This window comes from Pseudoalteromonas ruthenica (genome assembly GCF_008808095.1).
GTDB classification, from domain to species: domain Bacteria; phylum Pseudomonadota; class Gammaproteobacteria; order Enterobacterales; family Alteromonadaceae; genus Pseudoalteromonas; species Pseudoalteromonas ruthenica.
This window is the reverse complement of the sequence record NZ_CP023396.1, coordinates 1,053,755-1,075,266: the sequence shown is the minus strand read 5'-3', so window position 1 is coordinate 1,075,266 and position 21,512 is coordinate 1,053,755. Positions and strand designations below refer to the sequence as shown.

20 protein-coding genes are annotated in these 21,512 nt (G+C 48.8%); 5 read left to right on the top strand and 15 right to left on the bottom strand.

Translation table 11 applies throughout. From position 1 onward, the window contains the following. Positions 1 to 59: 59 nt before the first annotated feature. Both PRUTH_RS05100 and PRUTH_RS05095 read left to right on the top strand, forming a co-directional pair. A complete protein-coding gene (locus PRUTH_RS05100) occupies positions 60 to 449 on the top strand; it encodes an energy transducer TonB (protein WP_151172728.1) in 390 nt (129 codons plus the stop codon). Between the two features lie 83 nt (positions 450 to 532). Then, the gene (locus PRUTH_RS05095; RefSeq protein ID WP_151172726.1) at positions 533 to 1,042 is read left to right on the top strand and encodes a DUF6795 domain-containing protein; all 510 of its coding nucleotides are present in this window, start codon (positions 533 to 535) and stop codon (positions 1,040 to 1,042) included. A gap of 172 nt (positions 1,043 to 1,214) precedes the next feature. Here PRUTH_RS05095 and PRUTH_RS05090 read toward each other — a convergent pair whose 3' ends face one another. The 9 genes from PRUTH_RS05090 to sdhC all read right to left on the bottom strand — a co-directional run bounded on the left by PRUTH_RS05090 (position 1,215) and on the right by sdhC (position 12,904). Beyond that, entirely contained in the window at positions 1,215 to 2,642 is a 1,428-nt protein-coding gene (locus PRUTH_RS05090) for a DEAD/DEAH box helicase (RefSeq protein WP_151173702.1), read from the bottom strand. A 360-nt stretch (positions 2,643 to 3,002) separates the two neighbouring features. Then, on the bottom strand, positions 3,003 to 3,875 hold the full coding sequence (gene sucD, locus PRUTH_RS05085; protein ID WP_045978833.1) for a succinate--CoA ligase subunit alpha: 873 nt from the start codon (positions 3,873 to 3,875) through the stop codon (positions 3,003 to 3,005). Further along, entirely contained in the window at positions 3,875 to 5,041 is a 1,167-nt protein-coding gene (gene sucC, locus PRUTH_RS05080; protein WP_022946096.1) for an ADP-forming succinate--CoA ligase subunit beta, read from the bottom strand. Before sucC ends, sucD begins: the two co-directional genes overlap by 1 nt. A gap of 180 nt (positions 5,042 to 5,221) precedes the next feature. Then, on the bottom strand, positions 5,222 to 6,748 hold the full coding sequence (gene odhB / locus PRUTH_RS05075) for a 2-oxoglutarate dehydrogenase complex dihydrolipoyllysine-residue succinyltransferase (protein WP_045978834.1): 1,527 nt from the start codon (positions 6,746 to 6,748) through the stop codon (positions 5,222 to 5,224). Between the two features lie 10 nt (positions 6,749 to 6,758). Further along, positions 6,759 to 9,572: a 2-oxoglutarate dehydrogenase E1 component gene (locus PRUTH_RS05070; protein WP_151172724.1), complete on the bottom strand. Its 2,814-nt coding sequence runs from the start codon at positions 9,570 to 9,572 to the stop codon at positions 6,759 to 6,761. Between the two features lie 115 nt (positions 9,573 to 9,687). Then, positions 9,688 to 10,404 carry a succinate dehydrogenase iron-sulfur subunit gene (locus PRUTH_RS05065; protein WP_022946093.1) on the bottom strand — a complete coding sequence of 239 codons (717 nt, stop codon included), beginning with the start codon at positions 10,402 to 10,404 and terminating at the stop codon, positions 9,688 to 9,690. A gap of 11 nt (positions 10,405 to 10,415) precedes the next feature. Next, positions 10,416 to 12,188 carry a succinate dehydrogenase flavoprotein subunit gene (gene sdhA, locus PRUTH_RS05060; RefSeq protein ID WP_045978836.1) on the bottom strand — a complete coding sequence of 591 codons (1,773 nt, stop codon included), beginning with the start codon at positions 12,186 to 12,188 and terminating at the stop codon, positions 10,416 to 10,418. After that, positions 12,189 to 12,536, bottom strand: coding sequence for a succinate dehydrogenase, hydrophobic membrane anchor protein (sdhD, locus tag PRUTH_RS05055; protein ID WP_022944506.1), 348 nt, complete (start codon positions 12,534 to 12,536; stop codon positions 12,189 to 12,191). Next, entirely contained in the window at positions 12,527 to 12,904 is a 378-nt protein-coding gene (gene sdhC, locus PRUTH_RS05050; protein WP_051034453.1) for a succinate dehydrogenase, cytochrome b556 subunit, read from the bottom strand. The genes sdhD and sdhC overlap by 10 nt, the downstream gene beginning before the upstream one ends. Before the next feature lie 428 nt (positions 12,905 to 13,332). Between sdhC and PRUTH_RS05045 the strand changes: the two genes are divergently transcribed. The 3 genes from PRUTH_RS05045 (at position 13,333) to PRUTH_RS05035 (ending at position 16,355) form a co-directional block, all read left to right on the top strand. Beyond that, positions 13,333 to 14,619 (top strand): citrate synthase, encoded by a 1,287-nt coding sequence (locus PRUTH_RS05045; protein WP_045978838.1) that lies wholly within the window; start codon positions 13,333 to 13,335, stop codon positions 14,617 to 14,619. A gap of 75 nt (positions 14,620 to 14,694) precedes the next feature. Continuing rightward, positions 14,695 to 15,942: an aminotransferase class V-fold PLP-dependent enzyme gene (locus PRUTH_RS05040; RefSeq protein ID WP_257221040.1), complete on the top strand. Its 1,248-nt coding sequence runs from the start codon at positions 14,695 to 14,697 to the stop codon at positions 15,940 to 15,942. Beyond that, positions 15,939 to 16,355 carry a SufE family protein gene (locus PRUTH_RS05035; protein WP_138588116.1) on the top strand — a complete coding sequence of 139 codons (417 nt, stop codon included), beginning with the start codon at positions 15,939 to 15,941 and terminating at the stop codon, positions 16,353 to 16,355. Before PRUTH_RS05040 ends, PRUTH_RS05035 begins: the two co-directional genes overlap by 4 nt. Here PRUTH_RS05035 and tcdA read toward each other — a convergent pair. Genes tcdA through msbA form a run of 6 tightly spaced genes read right to left on the bottom strand, consistent with a single transcriptional unit; the run spans position 16,352 to position 21,504 of the window. Continuing rightward, complete coding sequence (gene tcdA / locus PRUTH_RS05030; RefSeq protein WP_151172722.1) at positions 16,352 to 17,161, bottom strand: tRNA cyclic N6-threonylcarbamoyladenosine(37) synthase TcdA; 810 nt, start codon at positions 17,159 to 17,161, stop codon at positions 16,352 to 16,354. The genes PRUTH_RS05035 and tcdA overlap by 4 nt on opposite strands. 5 nt (positions 17,162 to 17,166) lie before the next feature. Beyond that, a complete protein-coding gene (locus PRUTH_RS05025) occupies positions 17,167 to 17,832 on the bottom strand; it encodes a TIGR01621 family pseudouridine synthase (protein ID WP_151172721.1) in 666 nt (221 codons plus the stop codon). Next, positions 17,829 to 18,578, bottom strand: a complete 750-nt coding sequence (kdsB, locus tag PRUTH_RS05020) for a 3-deoxy-manno-octulosonate cytidylyltransferase (RefSeq protein ID WP_151172719.1) — start codon at positions 18,576 to 18,578, stop codon at positions 17,829 to 17,831. Before kdsB ends, PRUTH_RS05025 begins: the two co-directional genes overlap by 4 nt. Next, positions 18,566 to 18,763 (bottom strand): Trm112 family protein, encoded by a 198-nt coding sequence (locus tag PRUTH_RS05015; protein ID WP_022944513.1) that lies wholly within the window; start codon positions 18,761 to 18,763, stop codon positions 18,566 to 18,568. Before PRUTH_RS05015 ends, kdsB begins: the two co-directional genes overlap by 13 nt. Further along, positions 18,764 to 19,762: a tetraacyldisaccharide 4'-kinase gene (lpxK, locus tag PRUTH_RS05010; RefSeq protein WP_179954353.1), complete on the bottom strand. Its 999-nt coding sequence runs from the start codon at positions 19,760 to 19,762 to the stop codon at positions 18,764 to 18,766. Then, positions 19,759 to 21,504: a lipid A export permease/ATP-binding protein MsbA gene (gene msbA / locus PRUTH_RS05005; RefSeq protein WP_130147840.1), complete on the bottom strand. Its 1,746-nt coding sequence runs from the start codon at positions 21,502 to 21,504 to the stop codon at positions 19,759 to 19,761. Before msbA ends, lpxK begins: the two co-directional genes overlap by 4 nt. Positions 21,505 to 21,512: the final 8 nt, after the last annotated feature.

Below are 21,512 nucleotides of genomic sequence, written 5' to 3'. Positions count from 1 at the left end.
ATTAGGACGCTCGCAAACTCGCGCCTATTACGCGGGCGTTACTACCTAGAGGGAGATTTATGCAAAGGTTGCTCGTTTTGGTTTTAGTTAGTCTGGTTGTTGGGGCGTGTTCTTCTATACCGAAGGAGCCTGTTCTTAATTCTAAGCCGATTTCTGCTACTGGAAATATTAGCCAATACTGGGTGTCTCAAGATGATCAGGCAGATAACTATTATAACAGGGCTCAACTCAGGGTCATGAGCCAGAAGCATGTATATGTTATTGTCTCTTATCTCATTGACTCAAATGGCAATGTTTATGAGGTGACGATTGAGGAAACAAACCATAAAGGGTTGTTTGATGAGCTTGTTGTTGAAAGTTTACAGAAAAGAAAATTCATTCCTGCAAAAACGAATCCGTTTAGGCAACCAGTCTATAACCTCTCTAGGTTGGACTTTGGCATGGAATAGCTAAAAAGGCAGTTAACAAGCAAGTCAACTCGCCCAGAAAGCTGGGCTGGGACACCTAGGGCGTTATAAGCACAAGGGATTCAGTGAAACATCTATACCTCTCGTTTATCTTTTTACTATTTTTGAATGGTTGTGCCTATTCAACTCTGCATTATTTTCCATCCATAAAGGGAGTTGTCACTTTAAATGGCAAGCCTTTAGAAAATGTGGTGGTTGAAAATCTATCAACACGGGATTTCTCTGGTTGGTCTCCTCACTTACATGCTGAAGTCGAGAAATATAAGACAGATATTAACGGCTATTTTTCAATACCTTTAAATACATACTCTGGCTTAATTGGGATGCAGGTAAGGCGAATTGAATCACGCCTACTTATCTATCACGATAATAAAGTGTATTTGGGGCTTGTAGGAGTTAGAGATTATCTGGACAACAATAAAATAGATGCGTCTAAACCAATAAAGTTAGCTTGTGAATTAACGGCGACTCCATCCGAAAACAAAATTCCAGAGTTAAATGGTGACCGGTATTGGGAAAAAAATGAACAAGAGTATTTTTATACTGGTGTATGTGCTTATAACAAGGCAAATTAAAAAGGGCGGACAAAAATCAGTTGGCTTTGTTCGTACCTCACAAATTTTAGCCAACTAATTTTTGCCGTTTATTTGCGGCGCTACCTTTCAAGCTAGCCAACACTAGCCTTGGCAATACAACCAAAAAAGCGAGCCTCTAAGGGGCTCGCTTTTTTTAGATAAGTGCTAGAACCTAGCTGCTGCCGGTTTTGGCGCGCCGTGTTCTCCAGCGGTTATTTCTTCTTGCCGGGCCTTTCGCTTGGGATGAGTCGCCATCGCGCCCTTTGGGTTTATTAGCACCGCCCTGCTCTTTACCTTGCTGCGGCGCTTTACCCTGCTGCGGCGCACTCGCCGCTTTTTTCGCGTGCGAAGGCTTCTTTTTCACTGCTTGCTTAGCAGTGTTGCCTGGCTGATCAGCTTTGGCTGCTTTCGGCTTTTTGGGTTTTTTAGGCTTTTTCGGCGCCCGCAATGTGCTTGGTGCCACCTCATTCGTGGGCTCAAAGCCCGCGATAGTTTGCCGTGGCAATAACTCTTGAATTAGGTTTTCAATGCCGTTTAAGTCTTTTGCCTCGTCCGCTGTGACAAATGAGATAGCCAATCCTGAGGCCCCTGCCCGACCGGTTCGTCCGATACGGTGAACATAGTCTTCGGCAACATTAGGCAAGTCAAAGTTGATCACACAAGGAAGCTGGTCAATATCAATGCCGCGCGCGGCGATATCGGTGGCCACCAGAACTTTAATACTGCCGTCTTTAAATCCGGCCAACGCTTTGGTTCTGGCGCCTTGGCTCTTGTTGCCATGAATCGCGGCAGAGTGAATGCCACGCTTTTCCAAATTAGTGGCAATGCGATTCGCGCCATGCTTGGTGCGGCTAAACACCAACACCTGCTGCCAATCATTTTCTTTAATTAAATGACTTAGCAGCGCTGTTTTACGCGATTTATCCACTGGGTAAACCCACTGCTCTATGGTTTTTGCCGTGGTATTGGCAGGCACCACAGAAATCTCTAGCGGCTGGTGGACGATGGTTTTCGCCAATTCACGGATCTCGTCCGAGAAGGTCGCCGAGTACAGGAGGTTTTGTCGTTTCGGCGGCAATAACTTAATAATGCGGCGAATATCGTGGATAAAGCCCATATCTAACATGCGGTCAGCTTCATCAAGCACCAGCATTTCTAGTTGCTCAAATTTAATGGCATTTTGCTGATACAAATCCATTAACCGTCCGGGCGTGGCCACGAGGATATCGGCCCCGCGACGCAGTTGCATCATTTGCGGGTTAATTTTAACGCCGCCAAAGGCCACGCAATAGCTCAGCGCTAACTCTTTACCATACGTAGCGACACTGGCGCCGACCTGAGCGGCCAGCTCACGGGTAGGAGCAAGCACTAAAGCACGCACGTTATTACCGCGAGCACGCTGCCCTTTACTTAATATTTCTAGCATCGGCAAGGTAAAACCCGCCGTTTTACCGGTGCCGGTTTGCGCTGCGGCCATGACATCGTGGCCGGATAACACCGCAGGAATGCCTTGCGCCTGTATTGGTGAAGGATGCTGGTAGCCTTGGCGTTCAATCGCTTGAAGTAGTTTAGGTTGTAGTTTTAAGTCACTGAATTGGATGGTGTCTTCGGTTTTGATGGTGTTGTTCGCTGATGGTACTTGCTGTTCGGTCATATAAACTCGGTATACATGGCGAAACAAGCTTAAACCCGATTGCATCACCAAAAAATTAAAAAGGCGTAGCGACTTGCTACACAGGCGTAAAGAGCGTCAGCGCAATGGCGCCTCAAGGTATGCTCTTTACTGATCACGCTGCCATCATAACACACTCTGGGGTAATACAGTGCATGGCAAAAAAAGAAAGCGCAGAACCGCTGCTCGCTCCCGTTGGCATTTCCCCTACTCGCTTGCAACTGAGCATCTGTGCAGCCATAAAAAAACCCGCTCAAGGCGGGTTTTTATGTCACTCACTAGCAGAGCTTACCAACCGGTTTTCTCTTTTAGTGCGTTGCCAATTTCAGCAAGTGAACGTACAGTTTGTACGCCCGCCGCTTCTAAGGCTGCAAATTTCTCGTCAGCAGTACCTTTACCGCCTGCGATAATCGCACCAGCGTGACCCATACGTTTGCCTGGAGGTGCAGTTACACCGGCAATGTATGAAACAACGGGCTTAGTGACGTTGTCTTTGATGTACGCAGCCGCTTCTTCTTCAGCTGTACCGCCGATCTCACCGATCATTACGATAGCTTCGGTTTGCGGATCTTTTTCGAACATCTCTAGTACGTCGATGAAGTTAGTACCAGGAATTGGGTCACCACCGATACCAACACATGAAGATTGACCAAAGCCAGCGTCAGTTGTTTGCTTAACGGCTTCATAAGTCAAAGTACCAGAACGTGATACGATGCCCACTTTACCAGGCTTGTGGATATGACCAGGCATGATACCAATCTTAGACTCACCCGGAGTGATTACACCTGGGCAGTTAGGACCAATCATACGCACGCCAGTTTCATCAAGCTTAACTTTAACGTCAACCATGTCTAGCGTTGGGATACCTTCAGTGATACAAACGATTAGCTCGATGCCCGCATCGATCGCTTCTAGGATTGCATCTTTACAGAAAGGCGCTGGTACGTAGATAACAGAAGCCGTTGCGCCTGTTTCTTCAACAGCGTCACGTACAGTGTTAAATACCGGCAGACCTAGGTGCGTTTGACCACCTTTACCTGGTGATACACCACCAACCATCTGCGTACCGTATTCGATTGCTTGCTCAGAGTGGAACGTACCCTGACCACCAGTGAAACCTTGGCAGATTACCTTAGTGTCTTTATTAATTAGTACAGACATTATTTGCCCTCCGCAGCAGCAACAACTTTTTCAGCTGCGTCTGTTAGAGATTCTGCAGCAATGATGTCTAGACCTGAGTTAGCAAGAACGTCACGGCCTAGTTCAGCGTTAGTACCTTCAAGACGTACAACTACAGGTACGTTTACGCCAACTTCTTTAACCGCACCGATAATACCTTCTGCGATCATGTCACAACGTACGATACCGCCGAAGATGTTAACAAGTACTGCTTTAACATTGTCATCAGAAAGGATGATCTTAAATGCTTCAGCAACGCGCTCTTTAGTTGCACCGCCGCCCACATCTAGGAAGTTAGCTGGCTTGCCGCCGTGTAGGTTAACGATGTCCATAGTACCCATCGCAAGACCCGCACCATTTACCATGCAGCCTACAGTACCGTCTAGCGCTACGTAGTTTAGTTCCCACTGTGCTGCGTGTGCTTCACGCTCGTCTTCTTGCGAAGGATCGTGCATCGCGCGGATTTTAGGCTGACGATATAGTGCGTTGCCATCAACACCGATTTTACCGTCTAAGCAGTGTAGGTTGCCTTCGTCAGTGATAACCAGTGGGTTGATTTCAAGTAGCGCGAAATCGTGATCGATAAACATGTTGCCAAGACCCATGAAGATCTTAACGAACTGCTTAAGTTGAGTTGGGTTCAAGCCAAGTTTGAAAGCAAGCTCACGGCCTTGGTAAGCCTGAGGACCTACAAGTGGGTCGATCTCAGCTTTGTGGATAAGCTCTGGCGTTTCTTCAGCAACAGTTTCGATTTCAACACCGCCTTCGGTAGACGCCATGAAAACAACTTTACGTGAAGCGCGGTCGACAACAGCACCAAGGTAGAGTTCGTTTGCAATGTCAGTGCAGCTTTCAACAAGGATCTTTGCAACAGGCTGACCATTTTCGTCAGTTTGGAAAGTTACTAGGTTTTTACCTAGCCAGTTCTGTGCAAACTCTTTGATTTCTTGTTTGCTGTCAGCAAGTTTTACACCGCCCGCTTTACCACGGCCACCGGCGTGAACCTGACATTTAACAACCCATTTATCACCGCCGATTTTATCAGCAGCTTCAGCAGCTTCTTGAGGTGTGTCACATGCGTAACCTTCAGAAACTGGTAAACCATATTCGGCAAAAAGTTGTTTTGCCTGATACTCATGCAAATTCATGATGCTTTATCCAATTTTTTGTACTAAAAGAGCTGAATAAATATGCAATTTACCCAACCATCCCAAATTGCGCACCTAGTATAGATCCCATGGCTATGCTTGAAAACCCTAGTGGGACTAAAGGCGGCAAAAAAAAGCTGCGGCGCGGGCCACAGCTTAATTTTTATTCATTCTCGATATTTATACATCAAGTAGAAGACGTGTTGGATCTTCTAACATCTCTTTAATGGTCACTAAGAAGCCAACAGACTCTTTACCATCGATTTGGCGGTGGTCATAAGACAGGGCCAAATACATCATAGGTAGAATCTCAACTTTGCCATTCACCGCCATAGGACGCTCTTGGATTTTGTGCATACCCAAGATTGAAGACTGTGGCAAGTTGATGATTGGCGTTGATAATAGTGAGCCAAATACACCACCGTTGGTGATAGTGAAGTTACCACCGGTCATGTCTTCAACCGTTAGCTTACCATCACGGCCTTTAAGCGCTAGCTCACGAATACCGGCTTCGATTTCTGCAACCGACAGCTTGTCACAATCGCGTAGTACTGGCGTTACCAAGCCACGCGGTGTTGATACCGCAATGCTGATATCGAAGTAGTTATGATAAACGATGTCGTCGCCATCGATTGATGCGTTCACATCTGGGAAGCGTTTAAGCGCTTCTACTACCGCTTTAACATAGAACGACATGAAGCCTAAACGGATGCCATGGCGCTCTTCAAAGGCGTCTTTGTATTGCTTACGAAGGTCCATGATTGGCTTCATGTTCACTTCGTTAAAGGTGGTCAACATCGCCGTTGAGTTTTTCGCTTCAAGTAGGCGGTTAGCGATGGTCTTACGAAGACGTGTCATAGGAACACGTTTTTGCGTGCGGTTACCCACAGGCGCTGACTGAGCATCATCGGCTTTGCTTTCTTGCTTAGCCGGCGCTTGCTTGAGGAACTTGTCTACGTCTTCTTTAGTAACACGACCGTTTTTGCCTGAACCTTTGATTTTTGACGCATCTAGGCCTTTTTCAGCAATGAGGCGGCGTACTGAAGGAGTCAATGCATCACTGGCACTGTCATCACCACTTTGCTCGGCAGCCGGAGCAGACTCTTCTTTGCTACCGCCAGCAGCTTTAGCGCCTACTTTCACTTTACCGATAACTTGCTCGGCTGTGACCGTATCGCCTTCACCGTGAACGTGCTCGCCCATGACGCCGTCGTCCGGGGCTACCACTTCAAGTACAACTTTGTCAGTTTCGATATCAACCAAGTTCTGGTCGCGGCTTACCGCTTCACCGGGTTGTACATGCCATGTTGCGATGGTGGCATCGGCAACAGATTCAGGAAGTACAGGTACTTTAATATCCACTTCTTTACCTTCTGAAGCACCGCTGTCTTTTGCTGGTGCTGAATCAGCTTTTTCTTCACTTTTAGCGTTATCGTCGCTGCTGTTCTCATCAGCAGCAGGCGCATCGTCGGCATCGCCAACAATGGCTAGCACTTGCTCAGCAAGCACCGTTGCGCCTTCTTGCTCTTTAATCTCGCTGATCACACCGTCTGCCGGCGCCGCTACTTCAAGTACGACTTTATCGGTTTCGATGTCTACGAGGTTCTGGTCACGACTTACTTTGTCGCCAACACTGACATGCCAAGTTGCAACGGTGGCGTCTGCAACTGACTCAGGAAGAACAGGAACCTTGATTTCTGTGGTCATCTCTTATCCCTTATTTTTTAATGGTAAGCGCGTCAGCGACTAACGCTTGTTGTTCTTTAGTATGTACTGACATGTAACCACATGCCGGTGACGCGGACGCGTTACGTCCTGCATAAGTTAGGTTTGCACCTTGCGGAATTGCCTGCCAGAAGTGGTGCTGCGAGCAGTACCATGCACCCTGGTTTTGTGGCTCTTCCTGACACCATACGAAATCTTTCACATGGCTGTAGCGTTCGATAATGTCAGCCATTTCCTGATGCGGGAATGGGTAAAGCTGCTCAACACGCACGATGGCAATGTTATCCAGCTCTTGCTTACGACGCTCTTGCAGCAGCTCGTAGTAAACTTTACCGCTACAGAACACCACGCGCTCAACGTTTTTAGCATCAATATCATCGATTTCGTCGATCATATTGTGGAATACGCCTTCAGATAACTCTTCTAGCGTAGAAACGGCTAACGGGTGACGCAACAATGATTTCGGGGTCATAACAATCAGTGGACGACGCAGTGGGCGCACTGATTGACGACGCAACATAGCGTAAACCTGCGCTGGCGTTGACGGCACACACACTTGCATGTTGTGGTCTGCACATAGCTGCAAGAAACGCTCTAGGCGGGCTGAGCTGTGCTCTGGGCCTTGACCTTCATAGCCATGAGGTAGCAAACAGGTTAAGCCGCATAAACGACCCCATTTTTGTTCGCCTGAGCTTAGGAATTGGTCAAATACCACCTGCGCACCATTGGCGAAATCACCAAACTGCGCTTCCCACATCACCAGTGATGTTGGCTCGGCGGTGGCGTAACCATATTCAAATGCAAGCACGGCTTCTTCTGAAAGCACCGAGTCGTACACTTCAAATTTACCCTGGTCTTCTTTGATGTGTTGCAGCGGTAAATAGGTGGATGCATCTTCTTGATTATGCACCACAGCATGACGGTGGAAGAAGGTACCACGGCCTGAATCTTGGCCGGTTAGACGAATGTCTGTGCCCTGCTCAACCATAGTGGCATATGCAAGGGTCTCAGCCATACCCCAGTCGAGTTTTTTCTCGCCGGCGGCCATCGCTTTGCGGTCGTCGTAAATCTTTTTAACCCGTGATTGTGCTTGGTGCTCTTCTGGGTAAGAAGCCACCTTCTCGCCAAGCTCTTTAAGCTTTTCAACAGGAATATGAGTTTCATACTCGGTATCCCAATCGTGACCGACGAATTTCGACCAATCAGAAGAGTGCTTAGTTTCTGGCTCGATTTCTTCAACCACGCAGTTGCCTTCGTCTAGGCCGTTGCGGTAATCATCAGCAAGTTTCTTGATCTCTTTTTCACTCAAGACACCTTCGCTTACCAGCTGGTCAGCATAGATTTGGCGCGGCACTGGGTGCTTTTTGATCTTTTTGTACATCAACGGTTGCGTGGCGCTTGGCTCATCCGCTTCGTTGTGTCCATGACGGCGGTAACACACTAAATCAATAACCACGTCGCGTTTGAACTGATTACGGAAATCAAGTGCAATTTGCGTCACTAAGGCAACCGCTTCAGGGTCGTCGGAGTTAACGTGGAAAATCGGTGACTGCACCATTTTCGCGATGTCGGTACAGTAGTCAGTAGAGCGTGTATCGTCTTGTTTGGAGGTAGTAAAACCGACTTGGTTGTTAACCACGATGCGCACACTGCCGCCTACTTTAAAGGCATTAGTTTGCGACATATTGAAGGTTTCTTGCACACAACCCTGACCGGCGATGGCCGAGTCACCGTGGATGGTGATAGGCAGTGCTTTTGAACCACTTTCACATTCTAAACGGTCAAGACGAGCGCGTACCGAGCCCATCACCACTGGATTAACAATCTCTAGGTGTGAGGGGTTAAATGCCAAGGCCATGTGTACGCTGCCACCTTCGGTGGCGAAGTCTGATGAGTAACCCATGTGGTATTTCACGTCACCAGAGCCCAGCGTGTCATCGTGCTTACCAGCAAACTCATCGAACAGCGCCGATGGGTTTTTACCTAGCACATTTACTAGCACATTGAGACGACCACGGTGGGCCATACCAATAACTGCTTCTTGTTGGCCACTTTCACCAGCGCGGTGAATCAGCTCTTTAAGCATTGGCACTAAGGCGTCACCACCTTCCAATGAGAAGCGTTTGGCACCTGGGAATTTCGAGCCTAGGTATTTTTCAAGACCATCGGCCGCAATCAAGCCTTTAAGAATGCGCTGCTTGGTTTTGCTATCGAATTGAGGGCGTGCTTGAACCGATTCTAAGCGTTGCTGTAGCCAACGTTTTTCTTCGGTAGATGTGATGTGCATGTACTCGGCACCAATGGAACCACAATAGGTTGCCTTCAATGCTTTGTATAAGTCACCCAGTTTCATCATTTCGCCGCCGGCGGCAAACGAACCTACATAAAACTCAGTGTCAAAATCGTCTTCAGAAAGACCGTGGAAGTCTAACTCCAAATCGCGAACGCGTTCACGTTTCCAAATCCCGAGTGGGTCAAGATTCGCGTTTTGGTGACCACGGAATCGAAAAGCATTTATCAGTTGCAATACTTTAATCTGTTTGGGGTCACCCTGACCACCTTCTGCAACAACTACTTCGCGATGTTTATTTTTTGCCAGCTTGGCGAATTCAGCTCTTACTTGTGAATGCTTAGTTTCTACATCCACCCCTTCCACTTTGGGAAGTTGCTCGAACACTTCACGCCATTCTTCTGGCACTGAAGTCACATCATCAAGATATGCTTCATAAAGCTCCTCAACATAGGCAACGTTACCGCCGTACAGATGAGAAGACTCTAGCCATGCCTTCATCACACCATCGTGCATTTATAAGCCCTTTTATCTAGCGCAGAATTTACATTGTCTGACTTACTTAAAACTCAAGTAAGTGATCGAAGAATGGCCAGACAGACGTCCAGCCATTCTTAGTTCTATTATGCCCTTAAACGGAACGATTAAGAAGCATTGATTTGATTTGCCCAATCGCTTTGGTCGGATTCAAACCTTTCGGACATACATTGACACAGTTCATGATATTGTGACAACGGAATACGCTGAATGCATCGTCTAAATCTGCCAAGCGCTCATCGGTGGCGGTATCTCGGCTATCCGCTAAGAAGCGGTAAGCGTGTAATAGGCCGGCCGGGCCGATAAATTTATCTGGATTCCACCAGAAACTTGGGCATGATGTTGAACAACATGCACAAAGAATACATTCGTATAGTCCATCTAGCTTTTCACGATCTTCAATCGACTGCAAACGCTCACCCGCTGGAGGCGTATCATTAATGAGATACGGCTTCACTTTCTCGTACTGAGTGTAGAATTGCGACATGTCGATTACAAGGTCACGAATAACCGGTAGACCCGGTAGTGGACGAATCACTACCTTGCCCTTGCCGTTTGTCTGCAAAGCAGAAATTGGCGTAATACAGGCAAGGCCATTTTTACCATTCATGTTCACACCATCGGAGCCACATACCCCTTCACGGCAGGAACGACGAAATGCCAGGCTTGGATCTTGCTCTTTTAACATCAGCAGTGCGTCAAGCACCATCATGTCACGACCTTCTTCCACCTCAAGGGTGTAGTCTTTCATGAATGGCGCATCATCCACGTCTGGATTGTAACGATAAACAGATAATTCTAAAGTTGCCATCGTCATCTCTCCTAGTAAGTACGAGCTTTAGGTGGGAACGCTTCACGAAGCTTAGGTGCATAGTTTACATCACGCTTAGACATTTCTTCTGTCTCAGGGTTGTAAACACTGTGGCACAGCCAATTTTCGTCATCACGGTCCGGGTAGTCGAAGCGCGAGTGCGCACCACGGCTCTCAGTACGGAAATTCGCAGCAACCGCTGTTGAGTAAGCAGTTTCCATTAGGTTATCAAGCTCTAAACACTCGATACGTTGAGTGTTGAACTCGCTTGATTTGTCGTCCAAGCGGGCATGCTGTAGACGCTCGCGAATTTCTTTAAGCTCTTTAAGACCCGTTGCCATTGAATCACCTTCACGGAATACCGAGAAGTTAAGCTGCATACATTGCTGTAGGTCTTTTTTGATTTGCACTGGGTCTTCGCCCTGGCCTTCTTTTGATGTTTCCCAACGGTTGAAACGTGCCAATGCACCTTCAATGTTGTCGCTTGAAGCATCACGTTGCGCTTGGTAATCGTTCAAGTACACACCTAGGTAGTTACCTGCTGCACGACCAAATACAACCAAATCAAGTAGTGAGTTACCACCTAGGCGGTTTGCACCATGTACAGATACACAAGCGATTTCACCGACTGCGAATAGACCTTCAACAAGCGTGTCGTTGCCTTGGGCATCAACGCTTAGCACTTGGCCATTTACATTAGTTGGTACACCACCCATCATGTAGTGACAGGTTGGAATAACTGGAATTGGCTCTTTCGCTGGGTCAACGTGGGCAAAGGTTTTAGCTAGGTCACATACGCCAGGTAGACGTAGATTTAGCGTTTCCTCACCAAGGTGATCCAGTTTCAGTTTAATGTGCGGGCCCCATGGACCTTCACAACCACGACCTTCGCGGATTTCGGTCATCATTGAACGGGCAACTACGTCACGTGACGCTAAGTCTTTGGCATTAGGCGCATAACGCTCCATGAAGCGCTCGCCATCTTTGTTCAGAAGATAACCCCCTTCACCACGGCAACCTTCAGTTACCAGGGTTCCGGCACCGGCGATCCCGGTTGGGTGGAACTGCCACATTTCCATGTCTTGCATGGCTACGCCAGCACGTGTGGCCATACCCACGCCGTCACCCGTGTTGATGTGCGCGTTAGTGGTCGAGGCATAAATACGCCCTGCACCACCGGTGGCAAGCACAACCACTTTCGATTTGAAGTAAACCACTTCACCAGACTCGATGTCGATAGCTGTACAACCCACTACCGCGCCGTCGTCGTTTTTAACAAGGTCCAGTGCATACCACTCAGAATATACATTGGTTTTGTTCTTTACGTTTTGCTGATATAAGCAGTGCAGCAAGGCGTGACCGGTACGGTCCGCTGCAGCCGCTGTACGCGCTGCTTGCTCGCCGCCGAAGTTTTTCGACTGACCACCGAATGGGCGCTGGTATACGCGGCCGTTCTCAAAACGTGAGAATGGCAAGCCCATGTTTTCAAGCTCGGTGATTGCCTCTGGGCCAGTTTTACACATGTACTCGATGGCGTCTTGGTCACCGATATAATCGGAGCCCTTAACGGTATCGTACATGTGCCATTCCCAGTTATCCTCGTGCGAGTTACCTAGTGCTACGGTAATACCACCCTGAGCCGACACGGTGTGTGAGCGGGTTGGGAAAACCTTGGAAATAAGCGCACAAGACTTGCCTGATTCAGTGATTGCTAACGCTGCGCGCATACCTGCACCGCCAGCGCCAACCACTACTGCGTCAAATTCGCGAACTGAATATTTCACTTAAACACCCCATAGAACAAACAGGCCAACTACTACGTACGATAGGGCCATAAGGTTTAATACGAAGCCAAGAAACGCGCGTAGTTTGGCGTTCTTTACATAGTCGGTCAGCACCTGCCATAGGCCGATGCGTGCGTGCACCATAATGCACGCAAGGGCGATTAGGGTGTATACCTTCATCGCGAAGTTACCGAATAACCCCGACCATGCTTCATAGGTTAATGCTGGAGTGCATAGCAGATAACCAATAATAAATAGTGCATAAGAGCTGATGATAAGTGCCGTCGCTCGTAGTGATACGAAATCCTGAACACCATCACGCTTTAAAGATGCTTGATTTAAGACCATAGCCAAACTCCCGCCAATACGGCAACAATCACCCACAACACAAAGCCGATTTTAGCGGTTGCATTGCCTGAATCTAATTCTTTCCACGGACCCAAGTCTTGGATTAAGTGGCGCACACCTGCGATGAAGTGATACGAGAGAACGGTGAGGGTACCCCAGGCGATAAATTTGGCAACAAACCCGGTTAACAGGCTTTTGACAAATTCAAATCCTTCCGGAGAAGACAGTGACACAGCCCATGCCCAGATAACAAAGGTCAAGGCAAAGAACATTGCGACACCGGTGACGCGGTGCAGAATTGATGCTTTGGCCGTTGCTGGCATAGAGATGGTCGTTAGATCGAGATTTACAGGTCTTTGCTTTTTCACAGTTACTTGCCCATCTTGCTCACATTGATAAATAGAGCCATCTACATTGTTGTTATAACCATTTATGCAATCACTGCATAAATGCGCTCACATAAATAAACCCACAGACGCGAAAAAAGATCACTTTATTTGTTCAATTTTAAAGCGAAATTTCACGTGTTTGTCATAAACGGTTTACTCAAAGACGTTACGGTATTGAACCCCTGACAGTATATAAGTCTGCAGCGGATATTACAATTCTTGTTTAGTCACGGAGGTTTGCGAATTAGCCATTGGTATAATATTTAATCTTTGCAGAATATTTATTATACACAAATGCATTAAAATTGACTTTCTACCCCTCTTGTACGTTAGAATGATCGGAATTTGCTTAACATTAGTATCACGCATAACAGCTTTAGCTTGTTATTCTTATAGGAGATAATTAGATGGCAGATAAGAAAGCCACTGTCCATATTGATGGACAAGACCCGATTGAACTTCCCATTTACGAAGGTACTGCGGGTCAAGACGTTATCGACGTCCGTACCTTAGGCGCACACGGCTACTTCACCTACGACCCAGGGTTCATGTCGACTGGCTCTTGTGACTCATCTATCACCTACATCGATGGTGGTAAAGGCGTATTGCTACACCGTGGTTACCCCATTGATCAGCTTGCTGAACAATCTAACTACGTCGAACTTTGCTACTTACTGCTTAACGGCGAGCTACCGTCAGAAGCAGAGCTTGAAGAATTCTCTAAGTCAATCACCTTAAGCACTATGGTGCACGAGAAAGTGGCGGCCTTCTTCCAAGGTTTCCGCGTTGATGCTCACCCAATGGCGATGCTATGTGGTGTGGTTGGTGCCATGTCTTCTTTCTATCACCAAGACTTAGACATCTCAGACCCAGCGCAGCGTAAGCGCAGTGCCACTCGCTTAGTTGCGAAGCTGCCGACTATCGCAGCGATGGCGTACAAGTACACCATTGGTCAACCATTCGTTTACCCACGTAACGACCTGAGCTACGCAGAGAACTTCTTACACATGATGTTCTCAGTGCCTTCTGAAGATTATCAAGTAAATCCTGTGCTTGCTAAAGCCATGGATCGTATCTTCATGTTGCACGCTGACCACGAGCAAAACGCATCAACTTCAACAGTACGTATTGCTGGTTCATCTGGTGCTAACCCTTATGCATGTATCGCAGCGGGTATCGCATCACTATGGGGCCCTGCGCACGGTGGTGCTAACGAAGCATGTTTGAACATGCTACAAGAGATTGGCTCAGTGGATCGCATTGACGAATACATCGCTAAAGCGAAAGACAAGAACGACCCGTTCCGCCTAATGGGCTTCGGTCACCGCGTTTACAAAAACTTCGACCCACGTGCCACGGTAATGCGTGACACCTGCCACGAAGTATTGAAAGAGCTAAACATCGAAGATCCACTTCTAGATGTTGCTATGCGCCTAGAGCAAATTGCTCTTGAAGACCCTTACTTCGTTGAGAAGAAACTATACCCGAACGTAGACTTCTACTCTGGTATCATTCTTAAGGCGATCGGTATCCCAACCAGCATGTTCACCGTTATTTTCGCTATGTCGCGTACTGTCGGTTGGATCTCGCACTGGGATGAAATGCTGTCTCAGCCTGGTCACAAGATCAGCCGTCCACGTCAGCTATACAAAGGCGCAACGAAGCGCGATTACGTCGCTCAAGACAAGCGCTAAGCAACGCGTTTTAGAGTTGAAAAAGGTCGCTCCCAAGCGGCCTTTTTTATTGCCATTTCAGCCTAGTTCTCTACAATGGCGGCATTTGTACAGCCAGCTTTACTAACCATGTTTGATATAGACGCAATACGCCAAGATTTCCCTGCCCTGACTCAACATGGTGACACCGAACGTGTTTATTTTGATTCGGCCGCAACGGCGCACAAACCACGCTGTGTGATTGACACCTTGACGCGCTTTTACAGCCAAGAAAACGCCAACGTGCATCGCGGCGCACACCAATTAAGTCAGCAAGCAACCAGCCGTTATGAGCACGCACGCCAGCAAGTGGCCGAATTTATCGGCTGTCAACATAACGAACTGGTATGGACCAAAGGGGCCACCGAGGCTATTAACTTGGTTGCCTATGGGCTGACGGCGCAGCTACAACCCAAAGACGTGATTTTAATAACCGAACTTGAGCACCACGCCAACATCGTGCCTTGGCAACAGCTAGCGAAGCGCACCGGTGCAACATTGATGGCCGTACCGGTCACCCCCGCAGGCCTACTCGATATCGCTCAAGCGGAGCAAATGATTGCCCAGTATCGACCCAAGGTATTTGCCCTGGCCCATGTTTCTAATGCTCTTGGCAACATTAACCCCGTTAAAACACTACTCAGTCAGGCCAAGCAACAAGGTGCTTGGACCTTGGTTGATGGTGCCCAGTCGCTGCTGCATTTGCGCCCACAAATGGCCGACTTGGGCTGCGACTTTTTCGTGTTTTCGGCGCATAAATGTCTTGGCCCTACCGGCCTTGGCGGACTGTTCGGGCGCTTTAGTTGTCTTCAGCAGCTCGATGTTTTTCAAACCGGCGGCGAAATGGTCGCTAAAGTACGTATCGAGCATACCGAATTTAACCCGCCCCCGAGTAAGTTTGAAACCGGCACACCGAATATCAGTGCGGTGCTTGGCTTTGCTGCCGCCATTGAGTATTTAAATAACCTCGATAGCGCCGCCCTAGCTGCCTACGAGCGTAGCTTAATGCAGTATTTAGTGGCGCAACTGAGCGACATTGACTCGGTGTCCTTGCTTGGCGACATGCAGCAGAATGTCGGCACCGTCAGCTTTTATGTACAATCTGAGCACCCCTATGACATTGCCACCTTACTCGATATGGAAGGCATTGCCCTGCGCCATGGCCACCACTGCGCGCAGCCGTTAATGCATGCGTTAGGGGTGAATGGTACGGTGAGAGTCAGCTTGGCGTTTTACAATACCTTTGCAGAAATCGACCACTTTATCAGTGCGCTACGCAATACCTTGGAGATGATGGCACCATGAGTTATAGCAATTACCCTGAGCTAAAACAGGCTTTTCAAGCCCTTCACGGCTGGCAACAACGTTATCGTGAGTTGATGCTGTTGGGAAAAAGCCTGCCAGTCCTTGCCAATGAGCTCAAGGTCGATGAAGCTAAGGTTTCCGGTTGTGAAAGTAATGTCTGGTTGTATATCGACTTCACTCCCCAAGAAGATAAGCTGGTTGTGGTGGCCGACTCCGACACTCGCATTGTTAAAGGATTACTGGCGTTGATTCTCATGATGTACAACGGTAAAACCCCGCAACAAGCAGCGGCCCTTGACGCCGAGCAAGAGTTCGAGGAGTTAGGGTTGATGCGCCACCTTAGCCCCTCGCGCGGTAATGGCATTCGCGCCATTGTCAGCGCGATTAACCAATTTGCCAAAAGCCACTGTTAACCCTGGCTTTGCTCATTCAGACGTTGGCGCTTATTTAAGTATTTGCGCACTGCTTTGGCCGCTGCGAAAAAGCCAAAGCTGCCGGTCACCATGGTTGCCGAGCCAAAGCCATTGGCACAGTCCATATTCATCGTTGAATCGGCCCCTTGCTTAGCTCGACATACCTGCCCATGGCCATCGGGATAGACCAACTGCTCGGTGGAATACACACAATCGACATCAAATTTACGCTTCGGATTGTTGCTAAAGTTATATTGTTTGCGCAGTAAATAGCGAACCTTGGCCAATAACGGATCGTGGGTGGTTTTGGCGACATCGCCAAATTTTATCTCACTTGGGTCAGTTTGCCCTCCCGCGCCGCCGGTGGTGATAATAGGTAACTTATTGCGTTTGCAATGGGCAATCAAAGCCGCCTTTTCCTTTACCGCATCAATGGCATCGATGACGTAGTCAAAGCCCTGAATGTGCTCGCGGATATTATCCAAGGTGATGAAATCATCTATCACATGCACGGTGATCTGTGGGTTGATAAGCTGACAACGCGCTTTCATGGCCTCTACTTTGGCTTCGCCCACCGATTGCGAATGCGCATGAATTTGCCGGTTACTGTTGGTAACGCATATATCATCGAGGTCGATAAGGGTGAGCTGCCCTACTCCGGTACGCGCCAGCGCCTCGGCTACCCAACTGCCGACCCCGCCAATGCCGATGACACAGAAATGCGCCTGCTGCAGCCATTGGGTTTGCTGTTGTCCGTAAAGGCGGCTGATACCACCGAAGCGAAGTTGATAATCATCTTGTGTCATTGTCTCTACCAATTTAACTGCCAAGGTTGGTTGTCACAAAAGCTTAAAAGTGTATTTAACTGCGCTGCATGCTGTCCTTCTTGCATCGGCGCACAAAAGCAATAATGCTGGTCGCGATATTGAAAACGCAGCGCGTACGCATGTAAATAGGTGCGATCGCTGGCCTCGGCGCCATACAGGGTATCGCCCAAAATCGGTGCCGATAATGACTTCATGGCGACACGGAGCTGATGTGTTTTGCCACTGTAAGGCTTTAACACCATGCCCCTTAGTCCCGGTGCCAGGGAGTAGCTATAAAATCGGGTAATAGCGGGGTTTTCCTGGGTTTTAAGTAGCTTAAAAGCGCCGCGCCGGGCTTTGCCCATATCACCTTTGATCCACCCCTGCTTCTTTTTCGGTTTTGCCGTGCAGAGCGCCATATAAAACTTATCGACCTCGTGGGCACTGAACATCGCCGTGAATGTCGCCGCCGCCGCACTGCTTTTTGGCAGCAGCACTAGACCTGAGGTCACCTTATCAAGGCGATGTACGGGGTAGAACTTAGTGTCCAATTGCTGCTGGGCTATGGCCACCAGCCCCGGCTCGTTATCCTGCGAATGAAAATCCATCCCCGCCGGTTTATATACAACGGTGAAGTCGCTGTCATCACTGATGACTGTGAGGGTACTCATTGAAGTGCGCTTATCACTCGCGCTAGGTCTTCTTCGGTATCGACTCCCGCAGCGGGCACCTGTTTGGCTTCGGCCACGTTAATGGTGAAGCCATGATAAAGCACACGTAATTGCTCCAGCGACTCCAGTTGTTCTAAAGGCGATGGCGCCAAGCCGATATACTCATTAATAAAACCTGCGCGATAGGCATAGATACCGATATGGCGTTGCATGTGGCGAACGTCTAACTCGCAGCTTTTTGTTAGTAACGCATCGCGATGATAAGGGATCGGCGCGCGGGAAAAATAAAGTGCTTGCTGTGCAGTATTACTCACCACCTTCACTGCATTGGGATTGAGCGCCTCTTCGCGGTCTGTAATCGCCGTCGACAGGGTGGCCATCGGGGCGTCGTTACCACTGAGCAATTGCGCCACTTGGGCGACATTTTCTGGCGCTAGTAGCGGCTCATCGCCTTGCACATTAACCACCAGCGTATCGTCATCTAACGCTAGCTTAGCTACGACTTCGGCTAAACGCTCTGTGCCGGATTGGTGGTCTTCCCGGGTCATCACCACGGGGGCACCGAAGCCCTCGCACACGGTCGCCACATCAACGTGATCGGTGGCCACATAAACCGCCGTCGCGCCAGATAACACCGCACGCTCATAGACGTGCTGAATCATTGGCTTGCCGGCTATATCAGCCAGCGGTTTGCCTGGTAAGCGTGTAGAGGCATAGCGTGCGGGAATAATAACTACGAATTCCACTGCTCAACCTCGTCACTGCTCAACTCTCGCGCTTCGTTTTCCAACAGTACCGGAATGTCATCACGAATTGGGTAAGCCAGTTTCGCAGCAGTACTAATGAGTTCTTGGTTTTCTTTATCGTAGCGCAACTTTCCCTTACAAACTGGGCAGGCAATAATTTCTAAGAGCTTAGTATCGAACGCCATTTACAGCACCCCTTTACGTTTTAAAATAGTAGTTAATTGAGTTTCCAAAACCTGATTGGCCTTGGCATCTACGCGTAAATAATAACACTGCCCGTGGGCGAAAGTACGACATTTTACCGCATCTTTCTCTGTCATATAGACAGCCTGTTCGCCAAACTGGGTTAAATCCGATGCTTGATAATGATGATGGTCGCGATAATGCACGGCTTCACTAATTGCCACGCCAATTGCTTGCAGGCTCTGCTCAAAGCGCTCCGGATTGCCAATAGCACTGATGGCGACGCCCTTTGCAAAAGGGGGCGATAGCGGCTGCTCATCGGCAACCCCATAAAGCCCGGATGAGGCTAACTGATAACTGGCTTGTCCTGCTTGCTCACCATTGTAGATCACCAAATCGACAGATTTTAGCCGCCCTTGCCCCTCGCGCAACGGCCCTGCGGGGAGCAGTAAGCCATTGCCAAAGCGCCGCGCGGCATCGACTATACATAATTCGATATCGCGCTCTAGCGCATAATGCTGCAGGCCATCATCGCTGAGAATGACATCGACACTTTGTAGCGCCAGCAGCTTTTCTATGCTGGCCTTGCGATCGCCGCCAATCACCACCGCACATCCGCTGCGTTTGGCCAGTAGCACCGGCTCATCGCCGCCTTGATGGGGCTCGGTGTCCGCTGTGACCACAAAGGGCGTCTCTGGGGGTTGGCTGCCATAGCCACGGGAAATAATACCGACGCGCTTACCGCGTTGCTGCAGCAGCTCGGCCAGATAGAGTGTCATGGGCGTTTTACCGTTACCACCCACACTGATATTGCCCACGACAATCACCGGTACTGGCGCCCGATAAGTCGCGAATAGGCCCAAACGATAGCCTAGGCGACGAGCATGACTAATCAGCCAGTATAAGGCCGTTAACGGCAATAACAGCAACGTAATCAGGCTCACTCGGCGAAACCAAGAGCGCTCTATCGCAGCGCCGATGCCGTTATCGGCGCGACTCATTGCCCCTCGCCTTGCTGCATTTTTGCCAGCGCCGCGTAGGTACCGTTGGCATTTAACAGTTCGCCATGGGTGCCCTGTTCAATAATTTGTCCATGGTCGAGCACATATATGCAATCTACTTGCTCTATGGTCGACAAACGGTGGGCGATAATAATCGCGGTTTTATCTTTCATCAGCGACTCAAGCGCTTGCTGGATTAACTTTTCCGACTCGGTATCAAGCGCTGAGGTGGCCTCATCGAGGATCAGTATCGGTGCATCTTTAACCAGAGCCCTGGCAATGGCAATACGCTGGCGCTGACCCCCAGAGAGCATGACACCGTCTTCACCAATCATGGTATTTAAGCCTTGCGGCAAGTCTTTAACAAACTCCCACACATGTGCTTTTTTGGCTACTTCGATAAGGGCTTGTTCGCTCAGCGGTTGTGCCAAGCCATACATAATATTGTTAGCGATAGTATCGTTAAAGAGCACCACCTGTTGCGAGACAATAGCAAACTGTTGACGCAGGCTCGCCAGAGTCAGCTCATTGGTGGCAATACCATCGAGTTTAATCGCCGATGCCGGCTCGACGTCATAGTAACGGGGTAATAAATTCGACAGCGTCGACTTACCCGAGCCCGAACGCCCGACCAGGGCGATATTTTGCCCGGGAGTAATATCCAGTGACAATGACTTTAATACCGGCTCTGCGACATCGGGGTAATGGAAGGTCAAGTCGGTAATTTGAATATGCCCTTTGGCTTTTTCTAGTACTTGCGTGCCGGTGTCTTTTTCCTGTTCGGTATCAAGCACGGTGAAGATACTTTGCGCAGCGGCGATACCACGTTGCAGCTCGCTGTTTACGTTCGATAGCTGTTTCAGTGGGCGTAGCATCAGCATCATCGACGAGATCAGGCTGACAAAGGTTCCTGAGGTAATTGAGTTAAGCATGCTGGGCATGGAGATAAGCACTAAGATCACCGCCATAGATGAGGCAGCAAGAATTTGAATGACCGATACGCTCAGCGCTTTGGTGGCATCCATTTTCACCCGCTGCAGACGGTTAATATTGTTGACATGGGCAAAGCGTTCGGTTTCCTGCTGCTGGCCATTAAAACCATGGATCACTTTGTGCCCTGAGAGCATCTGCTCTGAGCAACGGGTAACATCACCCATGGCATTTTGAATATTTTTGGAAATACGGCGAAAACGCTTAGACACCACAGTCACGATGATGGCAACAATCGGCGTGATCACTAAAAACACCAGCGACAGCTTCCAACTGGCGGCAAACATCACCACCAATAGAAACGCCACATACGCCCCTTCGCGCACCAGCACCAACAAGGCTTTGGTAATAGCCTGCTGCACCTGCTCGGTATCAAAGGTGATCTTTGAGATAAGCTCACCATTGGAGTGCTTATCATGAAAACTCACCGGTAGATTGAGCATGTGTTGGAACAAGTCTTGGCGCAATGAGCGCACCACTTGCGAACCCACATAGGCTAAACAGTAACTGGACACAAAGTTAAATGCGCCGCGCCCTAATACCAACGCAATCACAACAAAAGGAGCCCAAGTCAAAACAGCGCTGTTACGCTCAGTTAAACCTTCATCGATAAATGGCTGCATTAGCCACACAAAGGTGGCATCCATTGCTGAATACCCTAGCATGCCAATAATGGCGACAATGGCGGCGGCTTTATAAGTTTTTACATAACCAAGCAGTCGCTTATAACTTTGGGAGGCGCTTTGCTGCATAATACTCT